The organism is Mesorhizobium sp. M0217, assembly GCF_040321955.1.
Lineage (GTDB): Bacteria > Pseudomonadota > Alphaproteobacteria > Rhizobiales > Rhizobiaceae > Mesorhizobium.
In genome coordinates this window covers 520,376-546,107 of record NZ_JAMYSN010000001.1, presented here as the reverse complement: position 1 = coordinate 546,107, position 25,732 = coordinate 520,376, and the positions used below count along the sequence as shown (strand labels likewise).

Below are 25,732 nucleotides of genomic sequence, written 5' to 3'. Positions count from 1 at the left end.
ATCCACAATTCCGGCGCGAAAATGTCGCGAGGCGGGATTGCCGGGCACGCCCTCAAACGGATAATTGACGCATGAAGCGAGTTCGCAAGGCAGTTTTCCCGGTCGCCGGTCTCGGCACACGGTTTCTCCCGGCCACAAAGGCCATCCCCAAGGAGATGCTGACCGTCGTCGACCGGCCCGTCATCCAGTATGTCGTTGATGAGGCGCGCGAGGCCGGCATCGAACATTTCATCTTTGTCACCGGCCGCAACAAGGCGGTCATAGAAGACCATTTCGATATCCAGTTCGAGCTCTATGATACGCTGGCACAGCGCGGCAAGGACGAGCAGTTGGCCCGCCTGCAGCGGCTGCAGCCGGCGCCTGGGCAGACCTCCTTCACCCGCCAGCAGGTGCCGATGGGGCTTGGCCATGCCGTCTGGTGCGCCCGTGAACTGGTCGGCGACGAACCCTTCGCGCTGTTGCTGCCCGACATGATCATGCAGTCGGAGAAGAGCTGCACGAAGGCCATGGTCGAGCTCTACGAGGAGACGGGCAACAACATCATCGCCGTGCAGGAATGCGATCCGGCCGAGACCCACAAATATGGCATTGTCGGCCGCGGCGAGGACACGCATCACGGCTTCCGCATCACCGAGATGGTCGAAAAGCCGAAGACCGGCACCGCGCCGTCCAATCTCTACATCAACGGCCGCTACATCCTGCAGCCCGAGATTTTCAAGATCCTCGAAAGCCAGGAAAAGGGCGCCGGCAACGAGATCCAGCTCACCGACGCGATGCTGAAGCTGGAAAAGCAGCAGCCCTTCTTTGGCTACCACTTTCAGGGCCGCACCTTCGATTGCGGCTCGCCGGAAGGCTTCGTCGAGGCCAATGTCGCCTTCGCGCTGTGGCGCAGCGACATGAACGAGAACATGGCCGGCGTCATCCGCACGCTGCTCGATGAGATGAAGCCGTCCGAGCGTCGCGGCGCTGCTTTTTAGCTACCGCTGCAGCTTCAGCCCCAAATAGATGCTGTTGGCGGTGTAGTTGCGCCCGGGCAGATTGCTGGTCAGCTTTTCGGTGCGGGCGCGGCTGGTGAGGCCGACATAGCGGTTCAGCCACCAGGTCAGCCCGGCCTCTGCACTCAGTGTCATGTCATGGCCGTCGGAGCCGGTGTAATTGCGCCAGTCGAGCCCAAGGGCTGCGTTGCCGGTCAGGTCGGCGCGGATCTGCCGCTCGCCGGTGAGGCGGCCGGAATAGAGGATGTCGCCGCTCTCACCGGCATTCGTCGTGCCTTCGACCGTGGTTCGCCCGGTGAGGCCGATGATGGTGCCGCGCTCGGGCGACCATTTGAGGTCGGCATTGATGGTGGCTCCCGAAATCGCCTCCAGGTTCTTGTCGTCGATCGCCTCCCTCAGCCAGCCGGCCGAGAACTCACCCTTGAGCTTCTCGCCCATGTCGACTTCGATACCGGCGCGCGCGCCAAGCCGGGTCGAAGAGCGCTCGAAGCCCTTGTTGTCGATCCGTTGGTCATATACCCGGCGGCCGAGCTCAATCTCGGCAAAGGGCGTCAGAGCCGGGGAAATTTCATAGCCGGTCCGCAACGTTGCGGTGTAGAGCGTGTTGTCCTGGTCCTTCTGCGACAGCGAGGTGCCATCGGTAAGTTCGGCATCGCCATAGATGTCGTGGGAGACGGCGCCGGTCAGCGCAAAGCGCATCTTGCCGACGTCCTTCTCGACGCCGAGGCTGCCGTCGACCGTCTGGCGGATCGGCTGCGATTTGACGCCGGCAATGGCGTCGGGCGCGGAGGCCGATTCCGGTGCAATCTCGTAGCCGAGCTTGGCGATGGCGCGCAGTTCATTGTCGAGGTCGACATTGTACGTGCCTTGGATACGGCCGCGTGCCTCATTGATCTTCTGGCCCGAAATGGTGTTGCGGAAATTACCGTAGCCGTCGATGACCGCCGAATTCTCGCGCCAATCGGAGGCGGCGGAGAAACGCAGCGCCGTTTCGGACAGCACCGCCGACTTGCCGCCAGCGCTGGAATCGGCGTTCGACGTGACGGCAACGCCCTGCTCGAGCGCCGGCCGCAGCAGGAACGAGCCGACCTTGATGCCGGTTGCCGCGTACGGGTCGTCCTCGAGCTTCTTCTTCAGGCCCTCGATGGCGTCGGTGCGCTCGGCGCCGGGGTCGAGCTTTCGTCGGTCGACGCCGTCGACGGTGAGGACACGGCGGTTGGCTATGTCCTGATCGGCGTCGCCTGCCGCAGTGCCGTCCGGGGTCGCGGCGGTGGTGGTCTGGTCCGTGGCTTTGCCAGGCTTCTTCTTGTCGGCAGCCTTGGTTTTGTCCTTGGCCTTGTCTGCATCCGCGGCGGCGCGTTGCTTTGCCGTCGACGGACGGCGTGGCTGGACGGTTGGCGGCTTGTCGGCGAACGAATCGTCGATGGTCGCCGGCGGGTCGAAAATGCTGTTTGCGCCGGCCTGTGACGGGTCGGTGTCGTCAGGCAAGGCGCCATCGCTGGCCGGCACATAGGCGGTTGGCGTGTTTCCCGTGGGGGCGGTGTCGGCAGGGGCGGGCTTGACCTGCGTGTTGGCCTTGCTCAATTGCCTGGCCCGGCGCTGCTGGTCGGACAGGATCGCCGATTCCGAAACTTCGCCGCGCAGCTCGGTCTCCTGGGCATGAAGCGCAGTTGGCCGCAGCAAAGCGAGCACGCTCGTCGCCAGAAGCAGAGCGCAAAAGGCTCTGCCCGTTCGACCTTTTTTCTCTTGAGGCTGGGCCCGCGACATCGTCACCACTGCTTGCGCGGCGCAAGCGCGCCATACTTACCGAACCGTAAACGGGGATGGTTAACGGAGGGTTGAAGGTGTGCCTGTACGACATGGCTGGACGGCAATTCTGTTGGACAGGCGAACGGCAAAGCGCTAATCGCATCAGCCATGCATGCGGGATCCCCAGAAAAGAAGCCTTTGGAGGCTTCGGTCGCCTCGGCGCTGAGAACGGTAGCCACGGAACAGGCCGGCGTGGCGGCATTGGCCGCCGCGCTGGAGAACGAATTGGCCGAACCTTTCGCCAGCGCCGTCGACATCGTGTCGCGCATTGATGGCCGGGTCATCGTCACCGGCGTCGGCAAGAGTGGTCATATAGGCTCCAAGATCGCGGCCACGCTGGCCTCGACCGGTACGCCCGCCTTCTTCGTCCATCCGGCGGAAGCAAACCATGGCGACCTCGGCATGATCGCCAGAGACGATGCCATCATCGCCATGTCATGGTCCGGCGAGAGCAAAGAATTGATGGGCATCGTCGCCTATTCCAGGCGCTTCTCGATCCCGCTGATTGCGATTACCGCGGGCGCGGCCTCGGCGCTGGCGCGCGCGGCCGACGTGGTGCTGCTCCTGCCGTCCGTGCCGGAAGCCTGTCCGCACGGTCTGGCGCCGACGACATCGACCCTGCTGCAACTGGTGGTCGGCGATGCGCTGGCCATCGCGCTGCTCGAAGCGCGCGGCTTCACACCCGACCATTTCCGCACGTTCCACCCCGGCGGCCAGCTCGGCGCCAATCTGACTCTCGTCTCCGAGATCATGCGGGTCGGCGATCAGATTCCGCTAGCGGCGCTCGGTACCAAGATGCCGGAAGCGGTGATGACGTTGTCGAACAAGAAAGTCGGTTGTGTCTGTGTCGTCGACGGGAAGGGCGAGCTGGTCGGGATCATCACTGACGGTGATGTCGCGCGCAATCTGCATCGAAACCTGGCCGATATCGCCGTGGACGACATCATGACCCGCACGCCGAAGACGGTCGATCCGCAGACGCTGGCTGGTACGGCGATCGCGCTTCTCAACGAATACAATATCGGTGCCCTGGTGGTGACCGAAAACAGGATGCCCGTTGGGGTGATTCACTTCCACGATTTGCTGCGTATCGGCGCGGCCTGAGGAAACTAAAACCGCGTCGCGTTGGGGTGACCTACGCGACGCGCTTCGATTTCTGCCAAAATGCGCTGCGGGCTTTCGGGCGCTCAGACGGCTTCGACCGTCAGTTCCAGATCGGTGTCGGCCGAACTGACGACGCGCACCTGCGTGCCGGCCGGCAGGTCGGGACCGGAGACGCGCCACAGCGTGTCGCCGAGCTTGATGCGGCCGCGACCGTCCTTGATCGGCTCGGCCAGCGTTGCCATCCTGCCGACCAACTGCGCGCCGCGCCGGTTGAGCAGCGGCTGGTCGCTAGGGGTATTACGCCCACCAACCAGCTTCTTTCCGGCAAGGGCCGAGACCAGCGACAGGGCCAGGAAGGCGAGGACCTGGACTTCCCAGGCCCAGAAGCTTGCGTCCCAGATCAGCAGGGAAATCACACCGATCACCAATGCGGCGATGCCGATCCACAGCATGAATATTCCTGGCGCGATGACCTCCATCACCAGGAGGACGAAGCCCAGAACCATCCAGTTCCACGGACCAAGTTCGGAAATGATGCGGTCGAACATGGGAGTGCGCTCCTACTTCCTGTGGAGCATGATCTTTTCCGAAAACCGGTTCCCACTTTTCGGGATCATGCTCGCGACCTCAGTTCTCGCCGGGTCTCAGTTCTCATTCGGGCGAACCACCGGAGGGCGGGCGGCCTGCCTGGCGGCGCCGGCGGTGCCTTCGCTGCGGAATACCTCCCTGGCGATCTCGCTTATGCCGCCGAGCGTGCCGATCAGCGCCGAGGCTTCCATCGGCATCAGCACGACCTTGCTGTTGTTGGCGGTGCCGATCTTGCCCATCGCTTCGGTGTATTTGAGCGCCACGAAGTAGTTGAGTGCCTGCACGTCGCCCTTGGAGATGGCTTCCGATACAACCTGGGTGGCTCGCGCTTCGGCCTCGGCCGAGCGTTCGCGCGCCTCGGCGTCGCGGAAGGCGGCTTCCTTGCGGCCCTCGGCCTCGAGGATCTGCGACTGCTTGAGGCCTTCGGCGGCGAGGATCTGCGCACGCTTGTTGCGTTCGGCGGTCATCTGACGGCCCATCGATTCGATGAGGTTGGCCGGCGGATTGATGTCCTTGATCTCGACGCGGGTGATCTTGATGCCCCACGGATGCGCCGCTTCGTCGACGACGCGCAGCAGCCGTTCGTTGATGGCGTCGCGGTTCGACAGCAATTCGTCGAGGTCCATCGAACCCATGACGGTACGGATGTTGGTCATCGTCAAATTGAGGATGGCGTTCTCCAGGCCGGCGACCTGGTAGGCGGCCTGCGCCGCATTGAGGATCTGGTAGAAGGCGATGCCGTCGACGCCGACAATGGCGTTGTCGCGCGTTATGATTTCCTGGCTCGGAACGTCGAGCACCTGCTCCATCATGTTCATCTTGGCGCCGATACGGTCGACGAACGGCACGATGAGGTTGAGGCCGGGGCTTAGTGTTTTGGTGTAACGACCGAAGCGCTCCACCGTATAATTATAGCCTTGCGGGATTGTCCGGATGCCTTTGATAAGAAGCACCAACACCAGAAAGGCAAGCGCACCAATCGCAATACCGAAACCACTGAAGTCCATTTGAATCTCCCTCAGATGCCGGCCATGGCGTTGATTCCATGCAACCGACTTCACCAAACACTTAGGTGTGTTTCAATAATGTTACAATCAGGTGATCGCTGATTATTAGTGCATGGAATAGCGCAACTGCGGCGATCGATCGCCGCAACGTGGCGGCCTCAGACCCAGCCCGACAGCTCGCGCCGCACCATCGCCTCGATCACCGCCATGCCTTCTGCACTGTCGTTGAGGCACGGGATGTGCGCGAATTTCTCGCCGCCGGCGTGATGGAAGGTCTCGGCCGCCTCGCGGCCGATTTCGTCCAACGTCTCGATGCAGTCGACGGAAAAGCCTGGATTGACGATGGCGATCGATTTGACGCCGTCCTTCGCCAGTTTCTCGACCGTCTTGTCGGTGTAGGGCTGCAGCCATTCCTGGGCGCCGAAGCGCGACTGGAAGGTGATGATCAGCTTCTTTTCATCCCACCCCAGTCGTTCACGCAACAGTCGGGTCGTCTTCTGGCAGTGGCAGTGATAGGGATCACCCTTTTCGAAATAGGGCTTCGGGATGCCGTGATAGGAGGTGATGACCACCTCCGGCTCGAAGTCGAGCGTTGCCAGATGCCGTTCGATCGAATGGGCGAGCGCCTCGATGTAGACCGGCTCGTCATAGTAGGGCGGAACACTGCGCACGGCAGGCGCGCGGCGCATCTTCATCAGCGCGCGAAAAAGCTGGTCATTGGCGGTGGCGGTCGTGGTCGCGGAGTATTGCGGGTAGAGTGGGAACGACAGGATGCGGTCGCAGCCTTGCTCGACCAACCTTTGAGCGACGCTCGCGGTCGAGGGGTTGCCGTAGCGCATCGCCCAGTCGACCACGACATTGGGTAGGTCGATGAGCGCTGCGGCCAGCTTTTCGCCCTGCGCGCGGGTGTAGGTGCGCAGCGGCGACTCGTTCCTCTCGCGGTTCCATATCCTGGCGTAATTGGCGCCGGACTTGTTCGGCCTCGTGGTCAGCACCAAGCCGTAGAGGATCGGATACCAGATCGCCTTGTTGAGCTCGATAACGCGCGGATCGGACAGGAATTCGCGGAGATAGCGCCACATCGGCTTGAAATCAGTACCGTCCGGCGTGCCGAGATTGACCAACATGACGCCGATCTTGCCTGCCTTTACCGGCGGATGTCCGGCCGGCAGCGGGTCGAGCGCTTTCGCGGATTTGGGGTCGACAGGCGTGGAAAGCGTCATGAAGGTCTCCCGACACCGCGAAACCGACGATGTCGGGCGAAACTAGCGATGTGGCGCGAGTTTTCAATGCCGCGTCTGGCCGCACCTTACCCTGGTCGCAAGCGCGAAGCGAGGTTACTTCGCTGGAATGGTCAGGGTCGCGCCGACCGGAAGCCGGCGTGGCTCGTAGCCTTTGTTGGCCTCCGAGATCACCTTCCACTTGGCGCCGTCGCCGTAGGCCTTCTTGGCGAGATCCCAAAAGGTATCGCCGGCGACGATGACATGGCTGGCTTCGGCCGGGGCGGCGTCAGCCGGCTTTGCCGGAGCAGGTGCGGCTTCGGCCGGTTTTGCCGGTTCGGCCGGAGCCGGCGTTGCCGGGGCGGTTTCCGCCGGGACAGTCGGCGGCGTGGTGGTGATGTCGCCGGAGCCTGCCGGCAATGCGGGCATCGCCGGCTCCGCCGGTGCAGCCTCGGCCGGTTTTGCCGGTTCGGCTGGAGCAGGTGCCGGTTCGGCTGGTTTTGCCGGCTCGGCGGCCGGGGCAGCCGCTACGGTTGCGGCAACCTCGGTGATGCGGCCGTCGAGCTTGGGCGTGTAGGGCCGGTGCGCGGCGAGATAGTCGGCGACCACCTGTTCGAGGCCCGGGCCGTAATCATAGGCGTTCTTGGCCTTCTCGGCGAAGACCTTGTAGCCGTCGCCGCCCTGGCGGACGTAATTGTTGGTGGCGACCAGATAGTCCTTGTCCGGATTGATTGGCGCCCAGGCACCGTTCTGCATCACCTCGACCGACTTGACTCGGCCGGCATTGGGCGCGACCGACTTGTCGAAGGAGTATTTGAGACCTGCCACTTGCGGGAAGCGGCCGCCGCCGTCCTCGACCTGGCTGACGCCGTTTTCCAGCCCGGCAACCAGATCCTTTCCGGAAATCTGGAAGGTCGCCAGCGTGTTCTGGAACGGCAGCACGGTCAGCACCTCGCCCATGGTGACGGTGCCCTTGTCGATCGAAGCACGCAGGCCGCCGCCATTCGAGACGACGATCTCGACGCCCTGTCCCTTGACGCGGTCGAGGATGGCGTCGGAGACGAGGTTGCCCATCGCGCATTCCTTGGTGCGGCAGCTTTCGCGGCTGCCGTCGATGGCCTCGGTGGTCTCGGCCACTTCCTTGTTCTTCAGCGCCTCGATCGGCGCGCCAAGCTCCTTGATGCGGGCAAGAACGGCCGGATCGGGGATGATCGACTTGTCGAGGAAGATCGGGTCGCCGCTGGCTTCCTTGACGTTGCCATTGTCGTCGAACACGACCTTGAATTCGCCGAGATATTTCGAATAGGACGCGGCCTGCACCACAGGCACCCTGGAGCCGTCGGGGTTGTCGACCATCGTCGGGTAGGGGCCTTCAGCCTTCGGGTCGGTGTTGGACAGAAGCGAATGGCTGTGGCCGCCGACCACCACATCGATGCCCGGGATCTTGGCGATGACATCGCGCTCGCGCCTGTAGCCGATATGGGTGACGGCAATGATCTTGTTGACGCCTTGCGCCTTCAGCTTCTCGACCTCGGCGGTGATCGACTTGACGTCGTCGGCGATGGTGATGTTGGGGCCGGGAGAGGCGAGTTCCGGCGTGTCGTTGGTCACGGCGCCGACAATGCCGATCTTCTGGCCGCCGACCTCAAGCACAATCGACGGCTTGATCTTGCCTGCGGCGCCGGACTTGTCGTTGGGCACGACATTGGCGCTGACGATCGGGAACTTCGCCTTGTCGAGATAAGGCACCAGCGCGCTCTCGCCATCGTCGAATTCGTGGTTGCCGAGCGTCACCGCGTCGGGCTTGATCTGATTGAGGAATTCCTCCTCCGCCGTGCCCTTGTAGGTGATGTAGAACAGCGATCCCTGAAAGCTGTCGCCGGCATTGAGCAGCAGCACGTTCTGGCCTTCGAGCTTCTTGCGCTCCTGTGCGATCGCGGTGACCAGCCGGCCGGCGCCGCCGATGCACTCACCCTTGGTCTCTTCCTCGGCCGAGCAGGTCGACTCGTATTTGTTGTTGCCTTCGATGCGGCTGTGCCAATCGTTGAAATGCAGGATGTTCAACGTGTAGTCGGCAAAGGATGGTGCGGCCGACAGGCCGAGTGTCGAGGCAGAGAGGGCGGCAATGGCGGCGAGCTTCTTCATCTTCGTCTCCCGGATATGATCAAAGGCGTTTAACGCTCTTGCCCGACTGCAGGATAACAGCCAGCATTTCGGGTATGTTCACATCGCGGTTGTGGCGATGCAAGAAGAATCAGGGCGGATAACCGGCATCGGTTTGCCGGCATAAAAAAGGCGGCGGCATCGCGCCGCCGCCATCCGCAAAGCCGCATGGGAAAGGTTCAGCCGCGCCTGGTCAGCACGAAGTTCTGCCCGGCGGAGCTGGTGCAATTCAGCTGGTTTATGGACACCAGCAGGCAGTTGAAAGCGATTGGCTGCTGCCGGATCAGCGAGGTTCCGTTGATCTCGACCGAGGTGGCGCCGGTCTTGGTGTAGCTGCCGTCAGCGAATTTCTCACCGGTCTCCGCCGAAACGGTGGTGAAGACGCCGCCGTTCAATGTCGAGACCGCCTTGCCCTCGGCGTTCAGCCAGGAGCCTTCGACGCCTCGCGCCTGCGATGAGATCGGTGGCCCGTCGGAACCGCCGGTGGTGCAGGCGGCAAGCATCGTCGCAAGAACGCCCGCCGCGCCCGCAGAAAGAATTTTGCGCGCAATCGTCATATCAAATCCTCTCCTGGCGCATCGGCCCAATCGCCAAACGACGTTTGGGGAACCGATGTGCGTGGCCTCAAGTTTCCAGAGCCGTCCCTCGTGCGTCCAAACGGATGCACACTGCTCTCGTCCGCATCCCTTCAATCGCCCGATTTCCGGGCGATTGCAAGGCAGTGGGGCAGGGGTATGGAACCGCTATCGAACGAGGATGTTGCGGAATTGCCACGGGTCGCTTTTGTCGAGGTCCTCGGGAAACAGGCCCGGACGGTTATCGAGCGGCGTCCAGTCGGTGTAGTAGCCCTTGACCGGTCCGAGATACTGGGACTGCACTTCCAGGCAGCGCTTGTAGTCCATCTCGTCGGCCTCGACGATGCCGGCTTCCGGGTTTTCCAGCGCCCAGACCATGCCGGCGAGCACGGCCGAGGTGACCTGCATGCCGGTAGCGTTCTGGTAGGGCGCCAGCTTGCGGGCTTCGGCCAGCGACAGCTGCGAACCGTACCAGTAGGCGTTCTTGGCATGGCCGTAGAGCAGCACGCCAAGCTCGTCGACGCCGTCGACCAGCTCGTTTTCGTCCAGCACATGGTGCACGGGTTGCGCCTTGCCGGCGGCGCCGAACATTTCGTGCAGCGACAGCACGGCGTCGTTGCAGGGGTGATAGGCATAATGGCAGGTCGGGCGGTATTGGACCTTGCCCTTCTTACCGCGCACGGTGAAGAAGTCGGCGATCGAGATCGCCTCATTGTGCGTCACCAGGAAACCGTATTGCGCGCCCGGCGTCGGGCACCAGGAGCGCACGCGGGTGTTGGCGCCGGGCTGTTCGAGATAGATCGCAGCCTTGGAGCCATGCTTGTGCTCCTTGCCGTTCTTCGGCATCCATCTCTCATGCGTGCCCCAGCCGAGCTCGGCCGGCTGCAGCCCTTCCGAGATGAAACCCTCGACCGACCAGGTGTTCCAGAACACGTTCATCGGCTTCGGCTTCTTGGTGCGCTGGGTGTCGCGCTCGGCGATGTGGATGCCCTTGACGCCGGCCTTCTTCATCAGCTTCGCCCAGCCGTCACGGTCGTCCTGCGCCGGTTCGGAAAACTCGAGGCCGAGGTCGCCGGCAAGGTTCAGCAGCGCCTGCTTGACGAACCACGAGACCATGCCCGGATTGGCGCCACAGGTCGAAACCGCGGTAGCGCCGCCGGGCTTGTCGTGCTTCTCCTTGATCAAGGCTTCGCGCAGCGCGTAGTTGGTGCGGCTGGCATTGTCGGCCTTGGCGTCGAAATAGAAGCCGCGCCACGGCTCGACGACGGTGTCGATGTAGAGCACGCCGAGCTTGCGGCAGAGCCGCATCAGGTCGACCGAGCCGGTATCGACCGACAGATTGATGCAAAAGCCCTGGCCGCCGCCATTGGTCAAAAGCGGCGTCAACAGTTTCTTGTAGTTTTTCTCGGTCACGTGCTCCTGGACGAAGGCGATGCCGCGCTCGTCGAGCAGCTTGCGGTCGGTGTCGAGCGGGTCGATGACCGTCATGCGCGACTTGTCGAATTTGAAATGGCGCTCGATCAGAGGCAGCGTTCCCCGTCCGATCGAACCAAAGCCGATCATCACGACAGGGCCGGTGATTTCACCGTAAACGGGCCAGTTTTCATTCGCCATTTTATCGAGCACTCCTTCAAGCAACGCGCCAAACGGCCGTTCGACCGCCGCGCGACAAACCATAGATCATTGTCACAATAAAGCGAAAAGCAGGGATAAGGTTAGTTCCCGGCCGTGCAGATACGCCTACGGTTCGAGCAGTTTCGCGAATTCCGGTGTGAACAGCGCTTGTGCTTCGGAGACCGGCATTTCAACGAGATCGTCGCCGCAAGCCTGGATGACGTTGGGCAAACCTTGCAGCCCGAAGACCAGAACCTGCCTGTCGCCATCGCGTTTCAGGCTGGCGCCGAGATAGTCGCCGATCAAATCGTCGATGCCGCATTCGGCCTCGTAATCCACCTCGGTCTGGTCGCTTGGCTTCTTGCGCTTCTCCTTGACGAAGGTGGCCAGCGAGGGGCCTGGCTTGCCGTCGACCGTATCGGAAAACATGTCGTGAAGGGTAAGCAAGGCGCCACGGCGCACGTCCATGACATAGGCGTCGGAATAGTTGTTCGGATGCGCACCGCCGCAATAGAGGCTGCCGGATTCCGACCAGCTCATCAGCTTCGGCGTCAATGACGTCACTTTGGACGTCGTGTCTTCATAGCCGCCAAGCGAATCGTCATCCATGCCCTCCATCGGCGGCCCGTCGTGGAAACCGGCATATTGCAGCGCCGCGCACGTCAAGGCGCTGAGGCTGTCATGCCAATGGCGGTTCTGCAGCAAGGCATTGGCGGCTTCGATCGGCGCCCTGCCGGCGAGATCGACGATGCGCGGCCTGGCGAATTTGGTGCGCGGATCGGTGACATAGTTGTAGGCTGCATCCGGCCAACCTTCCTTGGCGTCTGCCTTGGGCGCAAAATCCAGCTTGAGATAGTCGTAGGGCGATGCCGCCATGGTGATCGGCGCATCGTCGCCCGAGAATGTCATGTCGGTGAAATCATAGAGATCGCGTGGCGTCGTCGCCGGCGTCTCCGTCTGGGCACGGCTGGCGATCCTTGTCAGCTTCAGCGGCAGGGTCTTTTTGGCCGTCCAGGTGCCTTCCAGCGTCTTGCCCTTGTCGGCGGAACTCAACCGCCAGACGGCGCCGATGGGTGGAGCCTGGCCGTCGCCGCACTTCTTGGCATCGCAGGCTTCTTCCTCGGCCAATTGAAAGGTGGCGCCCTTGCTCGACTTCGCCTGCAGAGGAATATCGACGCCCTTGGAGCGGTAGAAATAGCGCGCCGCCAGTGCCTCTCCAGCCGTCGCCGGATCACCGGTAAACTCGACGACGATGTCGATGTTGCCGAGCTTGCCGGCATAGGTGACGGGGTCGGCGAGCGCCGTTGCCGGCAACGCCAGCAATGCACCGAGCAATACGGCTTGCTCCAGGATTTTTCGGATCATCGTCACTCCAGCGTCATGGCTTGCAGGCGTTGCACCAGCCTGTCACGGTCTGACGTCATCCCCTTATAGTCGAGTTGAGCCTCATCCAGCGCCTGCAATTGCGCCGCGAAAGAGGCGGCAAGCGTTGCCCGGTCGGGATGCCGCGCCAGCACTTTCAGCGGGTCGAGGTGGATGCGGATGGTGAACAGGATGTCGCGCGACAGAGGCAGTTTGCGCAGCGTCTGGCGCTCGACGCGGATGAAGGCGTGGGTGTTGACGTCGCCGTCGGGAAATCGCGAGGGGCGCCTGGTGGCGCGGTCGATGCGCTCGACATTGGAGAGCGGATGATAGAGCGCGTCGTCGGCCTGGATCGACCAGTTGAAGCGTTCGACAGCCTGACCCTGCAGGCCGTCGAACATGCGGTTGATGAGCTCGGCCGGCCTGGTGCCCGGACCGAAGCCCGGCACCGGTGCGTGGATCTGCTGCAGCGGCCGGCCGAATTTTTCGACCAGCGACCAGGATGACGGGAAGCACAGCGAGCCGGCGGCGAGTCGCCAGCCGGTGTCGTCACGGCGCATCAGGATCAGGTCTTCCTGGACGAGCAGCGACGCTGCGACCAGCGGGGCATCGGGGAAGGTGGCGTCAGAGTCGGCTTTGGCGCCAATGACCTCAACCCCGGCATTGGTGCGCCGGTACATCCCGGGAAATGTCGACAGCAGATGTGCTTCGATGAGGCCGCGCACTTCGCGCTGGGCGTCGCGCGTGCCGTCTTCCTCGACAAACACCTTGTCGGGGATTTCGGCATACAGCCGGCGCTTTTCGGCGAGATGGTCGAAGAGATACCGGTCGACCTCGATCCACTTGTCGAGTTCGAGCGGCTTCAGCCCGATGGTGAAGAGCTTTGAGGAGCCATCATAGGGCGTGTGCGTGGGCTGACGAGAATTCATGCTTCGCTAGAAAGTGTCCAATGCCGGCGGTTATTCTCGCAGCCGCTTCGTATCAGGCCAATGTTGCCGGGATCAAGCCGCGCAGAGAATTGCCGACGAACAGTGTTTTGGCGGATTTCAACTCGTCATAGCTGTAGATCGCCTCCTGGGCGCGGCCTTCGTCCAGCAGCTCGGCGCGCAATACGCCAGGCAGCAGGCCGCAGTCGAGCCTGGGTGTCATCAGCATGCCATCACCGAAATCGGCGAAGACGTTGGTGATGGTGCCTTCGCAGATTTCGCTGCGCTCATTTGCGAGCAACACTTCGTCGGCCTGGGTGATCAGATATTCGGAGCGGGCGTGAGTGTAGACTTGCCGCCGGCCGGTCTTGTGGCGCAGCAGCGTGTCGGTGGAGGAGAGCCGCACCCGTGCAAGCTGCAGCCGCCAGACCTTGTCGGCGGCGAACGGCTCATAGGGCTGGACCGAGGCGGTCACTTCGCCATCGCGCTGCAGGACGAGCCGGGTGCGCAGCGCCTTTTGCTGCGGCCCGATAGTATTCGCCAGCACCTCGCCGATCCGCTGCGGATCGCAGGCAAAGCCGAGTTCTTCCGCCGAGCCATAAAGGCGCGCGAGATGGCGTTCGAAGCGCAGAAAGCCCTGGCCGGGCTCCCAGCGCATGGTCTCGATCAGCTCGAAATCGGCGGTGTCCCCGTCGCGAAGCGCGCCTTCAGCAGACACTCCTGGTACTCCTCTTGCGCCGTCGAATCGAAGACGACGCCGCCGCCGACATTGTAAACGGCCTCGCCACTGGAAAAGAGCGATATGGTGCGGATCGCCACCGAAAAGCGCATCATGCCGCCAGGCGCGATCCAGCCGATGGCGCCGCAATAGACGTCGCGCGGTGTCTCTTCCAGCTCGTGCAGGATTTCCATGGCGCGGATTTTCGGTGCGCCGGTAATCGAGCCACAGGGAAACAGCGCGCCAAAGATTTGGCGGATGCCGAGATCAGGCAGAAGCTTCGCCCGCACACGGCTCACCATCTGATGGACGGTCGGGTAGCTCTCGATGCGGAACAGTTCCGGCACTTCGAGCGTGCCGATCTCGCTGATCAGGGAGATGTCGTTGCGCAGGAGATCGACGATCATCCGGTTCTCGGCCTGGTTCTTTTCGTCGCTGCGCAAGAAGGACTTCAACCGCGCGTCCTCGGCCTTGGTCGCGCCGCGCGGTGCGGTGCCCTTCATCGGATGGGTTTCGATCATGCCTAAGGCATTGATCTCGAAGAACAGCTCGGGCGAACGCGACAAGACGATGGGATCGCCGAGCGAAATCAGTGCGCCATACTTGACCGGCTGGCGTCCTGTCAGTGCGTCGAAGGCAGCAACCGGATCGCCCGACCATTGGGCACGGACCGGAAAGGTCAGGTTGCCTTGGTAGCAGTCGCCCTTGCGGATGTGGTCGTGAAGGCGCGCGAAGCGTCTGGCGTAGTCCTGAGCGGACCAACTGGCCCTGGCGTCGAAGATGGGGCCATTGGTGGCCGGCGCATCGTTGCGCGGCACGGCCTCTTCGGCCGGAGCATCGAAGACACCCAGACAAACCAATGGCGCGCGCCGGCCTTCAGGCAGCAGCGGCACGAGTTTCGGTTCGAGCAGATAGCCCGCTTCGTAGGAGAAATAGCCGGCCAGCCATTTGCCGGCATCGCTCGCCGCCTGCGCAGCCGCCAGCGCCGGCAGAAAATCCTTGGCATCATAGGCAATGATGATGTCGGCCGGGTGGTCGAAGACCAACTGACGGCCGCTTTCATCGTTGCGGAAAATGGCAGAGGGCAGGGGCATGGGGCTCGGGTACTGCGGTCGATGACGCCAGAACCGCTCTATATGGGGGCCGGGCGGCGTGCAATCGAGGGAGCGGCGTCGCAGGGCGCAAAGACAGTGGCGAATGCAAAAACAAAGACGGCGCCCGAGAGCGCCGCCTTCTGGTTATGTTGCCGATGACGGATCAGCTGTTGTTGGCGGTCCCGGCGCTCGGGAATTGGCGTGCGAACTCCTTTTCGTCGCCGGCGGCAAGCAGCTTGGCCTGCTCGACCCACTTTTCGCGAGCGATGCGGCCGTCGAAATTCAGCGTGTCCTCGATGCGCTTGACGTCGGCCGCGGTCCAGCCGGCGATCTGCGCGTAGGTCGTGACGCCAAGGCCCTTGAGCAGTTTGTCGTTGACCGGGCCGATACCGATCAGGCGGCGCAGATTATCGGCCTTCCCAGCTGCCGGGGCGGCCTTCTTCGGGACGGCGGCGGGCTTTGAAGCAGCGGCTTTGGGCGCGGCCTTGGCGGCGGCAGGTTTGCTGGCCGCTGGTTTTGCGGCCGCGGATTTGGCCGCAGCTGGTTTGGCCGCGGCGGGTTTGGCGGGGGCCGGTTTCGCGGCCGGGGCGGACTTGGCCTTTGCCGCTGTCGATACCAGCGCGGCCGGCGCCGAACTTGAAGGCTTGGCGGATGGAGCTGATGTTTCACGCAGCCGGCGTTCGAGATCGGCGCGGGTCTTGCCGCAGGCGTCGAGTTCGCCAGTCAGGCGATCGGCGTCGGCGCGCAGTCTGTCACGCTCGCTGCGGGTGCGGTCGAGATCGCCGCGCAGGCTGTCGAGTTCGCCGCGCAGCCGGCCCCAGATAAACCAGCCAACCAACACACCTACAAGGAACGCCAGGACAATGTAAAAGAAGGTCATCGTCTCTCTCCAGTCGGATCCGTCCGCCGCCGTCCCAAGTCATGACCTTGGCAGATCGGATCATCCAATGTGGTTCGGCGGCTCAGGGAACAGCCGGTCTGTCGTCGAGTGTCGGCGTTCGGCTTTCCGCCCATTGCCAACCGTCGCTGTCGCATTCGTCAGACCGCTGCCATGGGCCGGGATACTGTCCGGCCTTAAGCCGCGCGCCCGGCTGAGCTTCAGTCGGAAAGCTATCATACGGCTTCGGGAAAGCTAACGGAATTTTCGCCGGAGAGTTATTCAAGAACAGATATTTAGAACAAGAACAGAGCTGCCGTCACATGCATTCCGGCTAAACTGTTCTGCGATTCTGCAAAGTCGAGGCCGCTGCTGAACCTGCCACTCTGCGCCATCGGTCCAATGGGTGCGCGCATTAACTGTCGAGCGCTTCCAACTCGTCGATCAGGCCGCCGATCACGCCAAGCCCGATCTGCCAGAAGGCGGGGTCGGTGGCGTCGAGGCCGAAGGGCGCGAGAAGCTCCGAGTGATGCTTGGTGCCGCCGGCGCGCAACATCTCGAAATACTTATCCTGGAAGCCATGCTCAGCGTTCTGGTAGACCGCGTAGAGCGAGTTCACCAGGCAGTCGCCAAAGGCATAGGCGTAGACGTAGAAGGGGGAGTGGACGAAGTGCGGGATGTAGGTCCAGAAGACCTCATAGCCCTCGCGCAGCTTGATCGCCGGCCCCAGGCTTTCTGCCTGCACCTCGAGCCAGAACTGGCCGAGCTTGTCGGAGGTCAGTTCGCCGTTCTTACGCTCTGCATGCACTTTGCGCTCGAACTCGTAGAAGGCGATCTGGCGCACGACCGTGTTGATCATGTCCTCGACCTTCTGGGCGAGCATCGCCTTGCGCTCGCGCTTGTCGGTGGTCTGGTCGAGCAGCGAACGGAAGGTCAGCATCTCGCCGAATACTGAGGCCGTCTCGGCCAAAGTCAGCGGCGTCGAAGCCATCAGGGCGCCCTGGCCGCCGGCCAGCACCTGATGCACGCCGTGGCCGAGTTCATGCGCCAGCGTCATCACATCGCGCGGCTTGCCCATGTAGTTGAGCAGCACGTAAGGGTGCGCCGAAGGCACGGTCGGATGGGCGAAGGCGCCGGGCGACTTGCCGGGCCTGACCGGCGCGTCGATCCAGTTGCGGTCGAAGAAGACGCGGGCGATCTCCGCCATATCGGGGGAAAAGCGCTGATAGGCCGACAGCACGGTGTTCCTGGCGTCGTCCCAAGGGATCACGGCCTGCGGCGTTTCGGGCAAGGGGGCGTTGCGGTCCCAGTGGTTCATCACCTCCATGCCGAGCCAGCGCGCCTTCAGCGCGTAGTAGCGATGAGACAGGCGCGGATAGGCCTCGCGCACGGCCGACGCCAGCGCATCGACCACGCTGCGCTCGACGCGGTTGGCGAGATGGCGTGAATCGGCGATGTCCTCGAAGCCGCGCCAGCGGTCGGAAATCTCCTTGTCCTTGGCCAGCGTGTTGGTGATCAGCGTGAAGGTGCGCAGGCTCTTGCGGAAGGTTGCGGCCAGCGCTTCGGAGGCGCGGCGGCGGACCTCCCCATCGGCGTCCTGGAGGCGGTTCAGCGCCGGCTCCAGCGTCAGTTCCTCGCCGTCTATGTCGAAGCGCAGATCGGTCATCGTCTCGTCGAACAGCCGGTTCCAGGCACCGCGTCCGGTGATCGATTTCTCATGGAACAGCTGCTCGACCCGGTCCTCGAGCTGGTAGGGCTTGTCCATTCTGAGGTCGAGCACCCAGGGGCGGTAATGGGCAAGGCCGGCGTCGGCGGCGAGGGCTGCTTCGAGCGCCTTGTCGTCGATCAGGTTCAGCTCCAGCGCGAAGAACAAAAGATGCGCGCTGGCGTCGGTCATCTTCTCCTGGATGTCGCCATAGAGCTTTGCGCGCTGCGGATCGGCGGTGTTGCCGGCATAGATCAGGCCGGCATAGGAGACGATGCGGCCGATCAGTTCCTCCAGCGCCTCATAGGCTGTCAGCGCCTCGCCAAGCCTGCCGGCGCTGCCGCGCCCGGCCTCCGCAGCCAGCGTGCCCTTCCAGCGGTTCTCGAAGGCGACGGCATCGGCCGCCGCCTTGGCAAGGTCGCGCTTCAGTTCGGGTGCTTCCATGCCGGAATAGAGGTCGGCGAGATTCCATTCCGGCAGGTCGCCGAGTTCCGCCGCGCCCTGACCGGACGCTACCGCCGCAAGCTGCCGACCGAGAATCCTGCGCATCAACAATTACCTTCTGGAATCAAGGGGAAAGGACAAGCCGGTCAAATCCTAAGGAATTCATTCACCGGGTTTTTTGAAACCTTGTTTAGAACCCTGTGCCAAGATGATCCATGGGAATTTCCCAGGCGGGCAACTCAAATCAGTCATGACAGGTTCCATTCTTATAGTCGATGACGATCCCGTGCAGCGCCGGCTGCTCGAGGCGGCGGTGACGAAATTCGGCCACAGCGCCATCGTTGCCGATGGTGGCGAGGCCGGTCTGAGCGCACTTGACGGACCCAATGCGAGGGATATTTCGGCAGTCATCCTCGACCTTGTCATGCCGGGCCTCGACGGCATCGGCGTGCTGAAGGCGATGCGCGAGCGCGGCATCACTGTTCCCGTCATCGTGCAGACTGCGCAGGGCGGCATCGAAACGGTGGTTTCGGCGATGCGCCACGGCGCTTTCGATTTTGTCGTCAAGCCGGCGTCTCCCGACCGGCTGCAGACCGCGGTCGGCAACGCGCTCAAGGTCGAGGCGGTCGAGGACGAGGTCAAGCGCACGTCGCGGCGTCGCGGCGGCCACCTGACCTTCAAGGACATGATCACGCACAGCCCGGCGATGGACCGGGTGATCCGCCTCGGCCAGAAGGCTGCGGCCTCCAACATCCCGATCCTGATCGAGGGCGAATCGGGCGTCGGCAAGGAATTGGTGGCGCGCGCCATCCAGGGCAGCGGCGAACGCCGCACAAAGCCGTTCGTCACCGTCAATTGCGGCGCCATCCCCGACAATCTGGTCGAATCGATCCTGTTCGGTCACGAAAAAGGTTCGTTCACCGGCGCCACCGAAAAGCACACCGGCAAGTTCGTCGAGGCGCATTCGGGCACCCTGTTCCTGGATGAGATCGGCGACCTGCCGCTCGACGTGCAGGTCAAGCTGTTGCGCGCCGTGCAGGATGGCGAGGTCGATCCGGTCGGCGGCCGTTCCACCGTCAGGGTCGACATCAGGCTGATCTCGGCCACGCACCGCAACCTTCTGCAGCAGGTCAAGGACGGCAAGTTTCGCGAGGACCTGTTCTACCGGCTCAACGTTTACCCGATCGTCGTGCCGCCGCTGCGCGACCGCCGCGACGACATCCCCTATCTGGTCAAGCATTTCATGGACAAGGTGGCGCCGGCGGGCAATCGCCTGCACGGCATCTCGGATGCCGCACTGGCCATGCTGCAGGCCTATGATTGGCCGGGAAACATCAGGCAGCTGGAAAACGCCGTGTTCAGGGCCTCGGTGCTTGCCGAAGGCGATGTGCTCACGACTGACGAATTTCCGCAGATCCGGGCGCAGGTCGACGGCACCGTCAATCTCCACGCCGATGCGTCCTTGTCGGACCCCGGCATGGCCTTGAGCACCGGATCGCAAGGCGGTGGCGCGCAGACTGACGACGCCGGTACTGCAGCTGCCGAGCCCGCCCCTCCGGCGAGGCTGCTTCAGCGTTTCGGCACGCTGCGGGCGCTGGACGAGCGTGGCAATGTGCGTGCGCTGGCCGATGTCGAACTCGAAATGATCAAGCTCGCCATCGACCATTATAACGGCCAGATGAGCGAGGTCGCACGGCGTCTCGGCATCGGCCGCTCGACGCTCTACCGCAAGCTCAAGGAATACGGCATCGACCCGGAAACCGGCCGCCTCGACCGCCTTGCCTCCTGAACGCCGAATTCCACAGCTTGCCAACGCAAGGCCGGGACCAGCTTGCCATGCCACATCCGGCGCTGCATAAGGGTTGGGGCGGGAATATGGCTGATGCGGACAGCGTTGTTCACGCATTAAGGCCAGCGGTAACAGATCGTGTAGCGGGAAAAGGCTGAATCTTGATCTAAACCAGCAGTTTACCAAGAAATCCTGTGTATTATTTTGACGGGATATCGCCACGGTGTTACCGCATTTCGGCTTCAATAAGCGATGATTAACCATTAGGATCGATATTCGGATGTGAGAACCACGCATCCGTTTGGACAAATCCGGGGACAAACGGCAGCCTGCAAGGCCTTTTGATTTGAACAAAGTCGAACGACACAGAAACGGGCGGCGCGATCACATGGGCGTCTGGCCGAGATGGCTGGCAGCGTTGATCGTTGCGTTCGCTTTCCTCGCCGCAACTGCTGCCGGCGCCAGCGCTGAAACGCGCTCGCTCAAGCTCTATCACCTCCACACGCACGAAAAGGCCGAGATCGTCTACAAGCGCAATGGCCGCTACGATCCGGCAGGCCTCAGGAAGATCAACATCATCCTGCGCGACTGGCGTCGCAACGAACCGACCAAGATGGATCCGCGCCTGCTCGATCTGGTGTGGGAAGCTTACCGGCAGGCCGGCGCCACCGACTACATCCAGGTCGTTTGCGGCTATCGCTCGCCGTCGACTAATTCGATGCTGCGCAGCCGCAGCCGCGGTGTCGCCAAGGAAAGCCAGCATATGCTGGGCAAGGCGATGGACTTCTACATTCCGGGTGTGCCGCTGAAAAAGCTGCGCAACATCGGCCTGAAGATGCAGGGCGGCGGCGTCGGCTACTATCCGTCGTCGGGTTCGCCCTTCGTCCACATGGACGTCGGCAATGTGCGGCATTGGCCAGGCATCAGCCGCCAGGAACTGGTCAGCCTGTTCCCCAATGGCAAGACGCTGCATGTGCCGAGCGACGGCAGGCCGTTGCCGGGTTATGACCAAGCGCTCGCCTCCTACAAGGCGCGCAAGGGCGCCGGTTCTCCTGCCATCATGATGGCCAGCGCAGGCGGCAGCACCAAGAAATCCGGTGGCTTCCTGTCCGCGTTCTTTGGCGGTGGCGGTGAAGACGAAGCCGACGACAGCGCCGATGTTGCTACCGCCGCGCCGCCGCCGAGAAGCGTGAAGCCGGTGCTGGCTGCCACGAGCAACAACAACAGCAATCTGCCTGGCATCGCGATCGTGTCGCCGCAGAACGCCAAGCGCGCCAACATTCCGCAGCTTGCCGACGACAGCGCTGACGATTCGGAGCCGCAGGACACGCCGGAGACGATCATCGCCGCGCTGCCCGCCAAGGAAGTGCCGCTGCCCGCTTTCGCACCGCGGCCGAAGGCCGATGTCGGCGCGCAACAACCTGAGACCGTGCCGTTCGGCGTGGCCGATGCCACCACCGAACAGACGGTGGCGACGGCGCAGGCGCCGGCCAATGTGCCGTTCGGCACGGCCGATGCGAGCAATGCCGACCAGGGGGCCGATCAAGCTGCCGCTCCGGCGCAGGTCGCGGTCAACGTCCCGTTGCCGACCTGGCGTCCCGACCGCTCTTCGCCGCCGGCTGAGCTTGCGCCGCAGGACAAGGGCGTTCTGCTGGCGCTGGCCGATACGGCTGCCCACAAGCAGACCGCAACCGACGCGTTCTCGGTGCTGCCGTCGCAGCGTCCGGACGAGGTCAAGGCGGTTCTCGAACAGGCCAGCGCCGCCGATACAGCCGGTGCTACCGACGACTATCAGGTTGCGTCGCTTGAGCCGCGCTCGGCGTTCAACGATCCGTCAGGTGTCGATGCCGCATCGCCGCGCGGCGCTATTGCTGCCCGTCCCGCCGGTACCGATCCAGCCTCGGTGATCGGCGCCGGCGTCAAGACGACACGCAAGGAAGCCAGGGCTTCGGCCCGCGACCTGAAGCCAGGACCGAAGGCAGTGGTGGTGGCGGCCGAACCGCAGGCGGCCCGCTGGGCGCTGAGCAGCGGCGACAACATCGCCACCGTTTCCAGCCCGACGACAGCGCCGCGCTATGCCTACAACATCGTGCATACGCCGCCGAGCGAGGTCTACACCGCAGGCTTCCAGGCGGACAACCAGATGGCCGATGCCAACCGCTTCACCGGCAATGCCGTAAAATTCCTTTCGGTCGCCCGCTTCCAGACGAAGTAGGGCGTGACCCGGTCAATATCGAAATCGAAGCCGCGCTGGGCAAGCCGTGCGGCTTTTGCTTCTAGCGAGATATCGAGCACTGGCTTCCATCGCCACAGAATGCTAACCACCAAACTGCATTCCCGCTTCGTCTAATGGTAGGACAGCGCCCTTTGAAGGCGTGAATCGTGGTTCGAGCCCATGAGCGGGAACCAAAATCTCAACGCGTAGCAAACCCGGCGGCGCAGCTGGCGGGTTTTTGTGCCGAGTGCAGTTCCGGGAACACTGTGATTTTCCCGGGAAAGCGCGGAGCGCTTCCCTTGGGATTGCGCAAAGATAAAGTAGCGGAGGTTATTTTCCGAGCTTGCTCGCGGTCTGTGCGAGCGCCTCGATCTCATCCCACTTGCCGGCCTTGACCAACTCGTCCGGCGCCACCCACGAGCCGCCGACGCAGATAACGTTGGACAGGCTGAGATAGTCGGCCGCGTTCTTGGCCGAGATGCCGCCGGTCGGGCAGAATTTCACGTCGGCCAGCGGCGAGGCAAAGGCCTTCAGCGAGGCGATGCCGCCGGATTGTTCGGCCGGGAAGAATTTCAGGAACCGCAGGCCGGCCTCGCGGGCAGCCATGATCTCGCCGGGCGTGATGGCACCGGGCAGCAAGGGAACGTCGCTGTCCTTGGCCGCCGCCAGCAACTCTCGCGTGATGCCGGGGCTGACGATGAATTTCGAGCCAGCGGCCGCTGCCTCGTCGAACTGCTTGGCATCGAGAATTGTGCCGGCGCCGACAATGGCGCCCTCGACCTCACCGGCGACGCGGCGGATCGCTTCCAGCGCATCGGCGGTTCTCAACGTGATCTCGATTGCCGGCAGGCCGCCGGCGGCCAGCGCCCGGGCGAGCGGGACGGCGTCCGCGACATTGGCGATCTTCAGCACCGGAATGACCGGCTGGCCATTGAGCAGCGACAGGAGCGTTTCGGTCTTGCTGAGCATTGGCTTGTCTCTCCCTAGGTGATTTCAACCGATTAGCAGAAGGCCGATTCCGAGTCCACGAAACCCGGCCTGCCGCGATGTCACATGTCGGCCAACGAGCCTGCGGGCGAATACCGACGAAGTGTCTTTAGCTCTGCCTTGAATCCGCTTTGACCACGGTCTAGTGGCTTGGCGATGACCAACCATGAACCCGTGCGCGTCGCCGCGCTCTACAAATTTGCGAGGCTGGGCGACTTCGACGCGCTGCGGGTCTTGCGCACGCCGCTTGCCGCCTTCTCCTGCGGGCGCGGCATCAAGGGCACGCTGCTTCTGGCGCAGGAGGGCATTAACGGCACGGTCGCCGGCAGCGAAACCGACATAGCCGACCTGATCGCTTATCTCGAGGCCATCGAGGGTCTTGCCGATCTCGAGGTCAAATACAGCACTGCCGCCGAAATGCCGTTCCATCGCATGAAAGTGCGGCTGAAGCGCGAGATCGTCACCATGGGCGTCGAAGACCTCGACCCGGCGACGGGTGCGGGGACCTATGTCGCGCCGGCCGACTGGAACGCGCTGATCTCGGACCCCGGCACCATCGTCATCGACACACGCAACGCGTACGAAGTGTCGATCGGCACGTTCGAGGGCGCGGTGGACCCGCGCACGTCGAGCTTTCGCGAATTCCCGGCCTGGGTGGAAAAACACCGCGACCAACTCGACGGCCGCAAGGTTGCGATGTTCTGCACCGGCGGCATCCGCTGCGAAAAGGCGACGGCCTATGTGAAGTCGCTAGGCTTCGAGGATGTGTTCCATCTCAAGGGCGGCATCCTCAGATATCTTGAAGAGGTGCCGGCCGAAGACAGCCTGTGGCAGGGCGAGTGTTTCGTCTTCGACGAGCGGGTCTCGGTGTCGCATGGGTTGACCGAAGGCGAGGCCGAACTCTGCCGCGCCTGCCGGCATCCGCTGACGCCGGAGAACCGGCTGTCGCCGCATTTTTCCACCGGCGTGTCATGCCCGCATTGCTACGAGGCACGCTCGGATGAGGATCGCACCCGCTATGCCGAGCGCCAGCGCCAGGTCGAACTTGCGCAGGCGCAGGGCAGGGGACATATCGGCAGTTAAGTGCCGCCGACGCCCTGACTGGATCACCACACGACAGAATAGCGGTCGATCACCCACAGCCATGTGCCGTCGGCCTGCCGGCGCGCGACCTCTGAGGTTATCGAGCCGTCGGCAAGCCTGGTCGACGTCAACGCGAGGTCGCCGTTAATGGCCGCCGGGCGCTGCTCGCCGCGCTGGAATTTTCGCCAGCTCGCGGCAAAGGCTTCGAACAAAGCGCGGATCGCCTCATGGCCACGCGTCAATTCGGCTGCTCCGGTGTCGATGACGGCATCGGGTTCGAACAGCGCTACCATGCCCTCAATGTCTCCCGCCCATTGCCGGTCGATCAACAAACGTTCCAGATCCTGCGGATCGCGCGCCGGTTCCCGGCCAGGTTGATCGGTCACAGCAAGGTTCCTCCCTCGGCAATGCGGCGGCGACATTAGCGCAAGCCGAGACCGGTATCGACACACGGATCACCGATTTGCGGCATTGCCGGCGCCGATAGCAAAGCGCGCCTCCGTCATTGTAATGTCAGTGTGCGGGACCTACGTCTGCAACGTCCAAAACCTGCCCGTCCACGTTGGTGCGGGCCCTTTCTGGAGGCACCATGTTCGACCCCAAGAAGCTTCTCGACGATCTGCTCGGCTCGCAAGTTCCCGGCACAACCGGCACCGTTCGCGACAAGGCCGGGCAGGCTGTGCAGATGGCCAAGGACAATCCGCTGGCCGCCGGTGCGCTGGCCGCGGTGCTGCTTGGAACCGGCACGGGACGGCAGGTCACCGGCACGGCCGTGAAGCTCGGCGGACTGGCTGCGATCGGCGGTCTCGCCTACAAGGCCTACCAGAATTACAAGGCCGGCAATGCACCCGAGCAGGCGCCGGCGGCCGGCCAGCCGGAATTGCTGCCGCCGCCCGCCGACACCGGCTTTCATCCTTCACAGGCGCCACAGGGGGAGGACGAGTTCACGCTGACCCTGGTGCGGGCGATGATCTCGGCGGCCAAGGCCGATGGCCATGTCGATGACGCGGAACGCCAAAAGATCGCCGGCAAGCTCAGTCTGGCCGGCATCGGCACGGAAGCGGAAAAGTTTCTGATGGCCGAGCTGGATAGCCCGCTCGACCTCGATACGCTGGTCGCAGGCGCCAAGACCGATGAGCAGAGGCTCGAGCTCTACACGGCGTCGCGACTGACGATCGACCCCGATACGCGCGCCGAACGCGGCTATCTCGACCTGCTCGCCGGCCGGCTCGGCCTGCCGGATGCGCTCGTCGATCATGTCGAGGCGACGGTGTCGGCGGCCAAGGTGCCGGTTCCGTCAGGCACGGCGCCGAACCCGCGCTGGTAGACAACGCAGCCGCGGCGGGAAAAGCGTTAACTGCTCGTTTACCGAGGAAGCGCATGATTTTAGTCAGTCGGATCGGCTTTTCCTCCTCCCAAGCCCGGTTCAGATCAGGGGGCGGTCGCCAATGACCGCC

The 25,732-nt window shown here is 63.3% G+C and carries 21 protein-coding genes and 1 tRNA gene; 7 read left to right on the top strand and 15 right to left on the bottom strand.

Features of this window, described 5'->3' with window-relative positions; all coding sequences use genetic code 11:
- Positions 1-71 precede the first annotated feature (71 nt).
- Positions 72-977 (top strand): UTP--glucose-1-phosphate uridylyltransferase GalU, encoded by a 906-nt coding sequence (gene galU, locus NKJ18_RS02710; RefSeq protein WP_023714035.1) that lies wholly within the window; start codon positions 72-74, stop codon positions 975-977.
- On the opposite strand, the gene NKJ18_RS02705 is transcribed toward galU, so the two are convergent.
- Positions 978-2,762, bottom strand: a complete 1,785-nt coding sequence (locus tag NKJ18_RS02705; protein WP_352757775.1) for an outer membrane beta-barrel protein — start codon at positions 2,760-2,762, stop codon at positions 978-980.
- Positions 2,763-2,912: 150 nt separating this feature from the next.
- Between NKJ18_RS02705 and NKJ18_RS02700 the strand changes: the two genes are divergently transcribed.
- Complete coding sequence (locus NKJ18_RS02700) at positions 2,913-3,908, top strand: KpsF/GutQ family sugar-phosphate isomerase (RefSeq protein ID WP_352757774.1); 996 nt, start codon at positions 2,913-2,915, stop codon at positions 3,906-3,908.
- Positions 3,909-3,991: 83 nt separating this feature from the next.
- On the opposite strand, the gene NKJ18_RS02695 is transcribed toward NKJ18_RS02700, so the two are convergent.
- The 12 genes from NKJ18_RS02695 to NKJ18_RS02640 form a co-directional block, all read right to left on the bottom strand.
- Positions 3,992-4,456: an NfeD family protein gene (locus tag NKJ18_RS02695; protein ID WP_352757773.1), complete on the bottom strand. Its 465-nt coding sequence runs from the start codon at positions 4,454-4,456 to the stop codon at positions 3,992-3,994.
- Between the two features lie 96 nt (positions 4,457-4,552).
- Positions 4,553-5,503 carry an SPFH domain-containing protein gene (locus NKJ18_RS02690; RefSeq protein WP_023686408.1) on the bottom strand — a complete coding sequence of 317 codons (951 nt, stop codon included), beginning with the start codon at positions 5,501-5,503 and terminating at the stop codon, positions 4,553-4,555.
- A gap of 158 nt (positions 5,504-5,661) precedes the next feature.
- Entirely contained in the window at positions 5,662-6,726 is a 1,065-nt protein-coding gene (gene hemH, locus NKJ18_RS02685) for a ferrochelatase (RefSeq protein WP_352757772.1), read from the bottom strand.
- Positions 6,727-6,840: 114 nt separating this feature from the next.
- Positions 6,841-8,868: a 5'-nucleotidase C-terminal domain-containing protein gene (locus NKJ18_RS02680; protein WP_352757771.1), complete on the bottom strand. Its 2,028-nt coding sequence runs from the start codon at positions 8,866-8,868 to the stop codon at positions 6,841-6,843.
- Between the two features lie 197 nt (positions 8,869-9,065).
- The gene (locus tag NKJ18_RS02675; RefSeq protein ID WP_023671949.1) at positions 9,066-9,443 is read right to left on the bottom strand and encodes an Omp10 family outer membrane lipoprotein; all 378 of its coding nucleotides are present in this window, start codon (positions 9,441-9,443) and stop codon (positions 9,066-9,068) included.
- A gap of 186 nt (positions 9,444-9,629) precedes the next feature.
- Positions 9,630-11,075, bottom strand: a complete 1,446-nt coding sequence (locus tag NKJ18_RS02670) for a homospermidine synthase (RefSeq protein ID WP_023833567.1) — start codon at positions 11,073-11,075, stop codon at positions 9,630-9,632.
- Positions 11,076-11,201: 126 nt separating this feature from the next.
- Positions 11,202-12,440, bottom strand: coding sequence for a hypothetical protein (locus NKJ18_RS02665; RefSeq protein WP_352757770.1), 1,239 nt, complete (start codon positions 12,438-12,440; stop codon positions 11,202-11,204).
- Between the two features lie 2 nt (positions 12,441-12,442).
- Positions 12,443-13,366 carry a heme-dependent oxidative N-demethylase family protein gene (locus NKJ18_RS02660; protein ID WP_023701040.1) on the bottom strand — a complete coding sequence of 308 codons (924 nt, stop codon included), beginning with the start codon at positions 13,364-13,366 and terminating at the stop codon, positions 12,443-12,445.
- A gap of 52 nt (positions 13,367-13,418) precedes the next feature.
- Positions 13,419-14,081 (bottom strand): aminotransferase class IV family protein, encoded by a 663-nt coding sequence (locus NKJ18_RS02655; protein ID WP_031209375.1) that lies wholly within the window; start codon positions 14,079-14,081, stop codon positions 13,419-13,421.
- On the bottom strand, positions 14,030-15,175 hold the full coding sequence (locus tag NKJ18_RS02650; RefSeq protein WP_352757769.1) for an aminodeoxychorismate synthase component I: 1,146 nt from the start codon (positions 15,173-15,175) through the stop codon (positions 14,030-14,032). The genes NKJ18_RS02655 and NKJ18_RS02650 overlap by 52 nt, the downstream gene beginning before the upstream one ends.
- Positions 15,176-15,338: 163 nt before the next feature.
- Positions 15,339-16,055 (bottom strand): helix-hairpin-helix domain-containing protein, encoded by a 717-nt coding sequence (locus NKJ18_RS02645; protein WP_023751323.1) that lies wholly within the window; start codon positions 16,053-16,055, stop codon positions 15,339-15,341.
- Between the two features lie 412 nt (positions 16,056-16,467).
- Positions 16,468-18,306, bottom strand: coding sequence for a M3 family oligoendopeptidase (locus tag NKJ18_RS02640; RefSeq protein ID WP_352757768.1), 1,839 nt, complete (start codon positions 18,304-18,306; stop codon positions 16,468-16,470).
- Between the two features lie 145 nt (positions 18,307-18,451).
- On the opposite strand from NKJ18_RS02640, the gene NKJ18_RS02635 reads away from it, so the two are divergent.
- From NKJ18_RS02635 to NKJ18_RS02625, 3 genes are all read left to right on the top strand, one after another.
- Positions 18,452-19,990 carry a sigma-54-dependent transcriptional regulator gene (locus NKJ18_RS02635; protein ID WP_352757767.1) on the top strand — a complete coding sequence of 513 codons (1,539 nt, stop codon included), beginning with the start codon at positions 18,452-18,454 and terminating at the stop codon, positions 19,988-19,990.
- Between the two features lie 388 nt (positions 19,991-20,378).
- Positions 20,379-22,205, top strand: coding sequence for a peptidoglycan L,D-endopeptidase MepK (gene mepK, locus NKJ18_RS02630; protein ID WP_023728404.1), 1,827 nt, complete (start codon positions 20,379-20,381; stop codon positions 22,203-22,205).
- A gap of 120 nt (positions 22,206-22,325) precedes the next feature.
- Positions 22,326-22,399: transfer RNA gene (locus tag NKJ18_RS02625), tRNA-Gln, on the top strand.
- A 136-nt stretch (positions 22,400-22,535) separates the two neighbouring features.
- Here NKJ18_RS02625 and NKJ18_RS02620 read toward each other — a convergent pair.
- Positions 22,536-23,174 (bottom strand): 2-dehydro-3-deoxy-phosphogluconate aldolase, encoded by a 639-nt coding sequence (locus NKJ18_RS02620; RefSeq protein WP_023701045.1) that lies wholly within the window; start codon positions 23,172-23,174, stop codon positions 22,536-22,538.
- A 174-nt stretch (positions 23,175-23,348) separates the two neighbouring features.
- On the opposite strand from NKJ18_RS02620, the gene trhO reads away from it, so the two are divergent.
- Entirely contained in the window at positions 23,349-24,275 is a 927-nt protein-coding gene (gene trhO, locus NKJ18_RS02615) for an oxygen-dependent tRNA uridine(34) hydroxylase TrhO (RefSeq protein WP_352666880.1), read from the top strand.
- 23 nt (positions 24,276-24,298) lie between these two features.
- Here trhO and NKJ18_RS02610 read toward each other — a convergent pair whose 3' ends face one another.
- Entirely contained in the window at positions 24,299-24,661 is a 363-nt protein-coding gene (locus tag NKJ18_RS02610) for a YybH family protein (protein ID WP_352510390.1), read from the bottom strand.
- Positions 24,662-24,864: 203 nt separating this feature from the next.
- Between NKJ18_RS02610 and NKJ18_RS02605 the strand changes: the two genes are divergently transcribed.
- Complete coding sequence (locus tag NKJ18_RS02605; protein WP_023671935.1) at positions 24,865-25,602, top strand: tellurite resistance TerB family protein; 738 nt, start codon at positions 24,865-24,867, stop codon at positions 25,600-25,602.
- Positions 25,603-25,732 lie beyond the last annotated feature (130 nt).

Bases quoted from the DNA above. Each gene is read 5' to 3' on its own strand.
- galU (WP_023714035.1), top strand. From the start codon at position 72: ATGAAGCGAGTTCGCAAGGCAGTTTTCCCGGTCGCCGGTCTCGGCACA.
- NKJ18_RS02705 (WP_352757775.1), bottom strand. From the start codon at position 2,762: ATGTCGCGGGCCCAGCCTCAAGAGAAAAAAGGTCGAACGGGCAGAGCC.
- NKJ18_RS02700 (WP_352757774.1), top strand. From the start codon at position 2,913: ATGCATGCGGGATCCCCAGAAAAGAAGCCTTTGGAGGCTTCGGTCGCC.
- NKJ18_RS02695 (WP_352757773.1), bottom strand. From the start codon at position 4,456: ATGTTCGACCGCATCATTTCCGAACTTGGTCCGTGGAACTGGATGGTT.
- NKJ18_RS02690 (WP_023686408.1), bottom strand. From the start codon at position 5,503: ATGGACTTCAGTGGTTTCGGTATTGCGATTGGTGCGCTTGCCTTTCTG.
- hemH (WP_352757772.1), bottom strand. From the start codon at position 6,726: ATGACGCTTTCCACGCCTGTCGACCCCAAATCCGCGAAAGCGCTCGAC.
- NKJ18_RS02680 (WP_352757771.1), bottom strand. From the start codon at position 8,868: ATGAAGAAGCTCGCCGCCATTGCCGCCCTCTCTGCCTCGACACTCGGC.
- NKJ18_RS02675 (WP_023671949.1), bottom strand. From the start codon at position 9,443: ATGACGATTGCGCGCAAAATTCTTTCTGCGGGCGCGGCGGGCGTTCTT.
- NKJ18_RS02670 (WP_023833567.1), bottom strand. From the start codon at position 11,075: ATGGCGAATGAAAACTGGCCCGTTTACGGTGAAATCACCGGCCCTGTC.
- NKJ18_RS02665 (WP_352757770.1), bottom strand. From the start codon at position 12,440: ATGATCCGAAAAATCCTGGAGCAAGCCGTATTGCTCGGTGCATTGCTG.
- NKJ18_RS02660 (WP_023701040.1), bottom strand. From the start codon at position 13,366: ATGAATTCTCGTCAGCCCACGCACACGCCCTATGATGGCTCCTCAAAG.
- NKJ18_RS02650 (WP_352757769.1), bottom strand. From the start codon at position 15,175: ATGCCCCTGCCCTCTGCCATTTTCCGCAACGATGAAAGCGGCCGTCAG.
- NKJ18_RS02645 (WP_023751323.1), bottom strand. From the start codon at position 16,055: ATGACCTTCTTTTACATTGTCCTGGCGTTCCTTGTAGGTGTGTTGGTT.
- NKJ18_RS02640 (WP_352757768.1), bottom strand. From the start codon at position 18,306: ATGCGCAGGATTCTCGGTCGGCAGCTTGCGGCGGTAGCGTCCGGTCAG.
- NKJ18_RS02635 (WP_352757767.1), top strand. From the start codon at position 18,452: ATGACAGGTTCCATTCTTATAGTCGATGACGATCCCGTGCAGCGCCGG.
- mepK (WP_023728404.1), top strand. From the start codon at position 20,379: ATGGGCGTCTGGCCGAGATGGCTGGCAGCGTTGATCGTTGCGTTCGCT.
- NKJ18_RS02620 (WP_023701045.1), bottom strand. From the start codon at position 23,174: ATGCTCAGCAAGACCGAAACGCTCCTGTCGCTGCTCAATGGCCAGCCG.
- trhO (WP_352666880.1), top strand. From the start codon at position 23,349: ATGACCAACCATGAACCCGTGCGCGTCGCCGCGCTCTACAAATTTGCG.
- NKJ18_RS02605 (WP_023671935.1), top strand. From the start codon at position 24,865: ATGTTCGACCCCAAGAAGCTTCTCGACGATCTGCTCGGCTCGCAAGTT.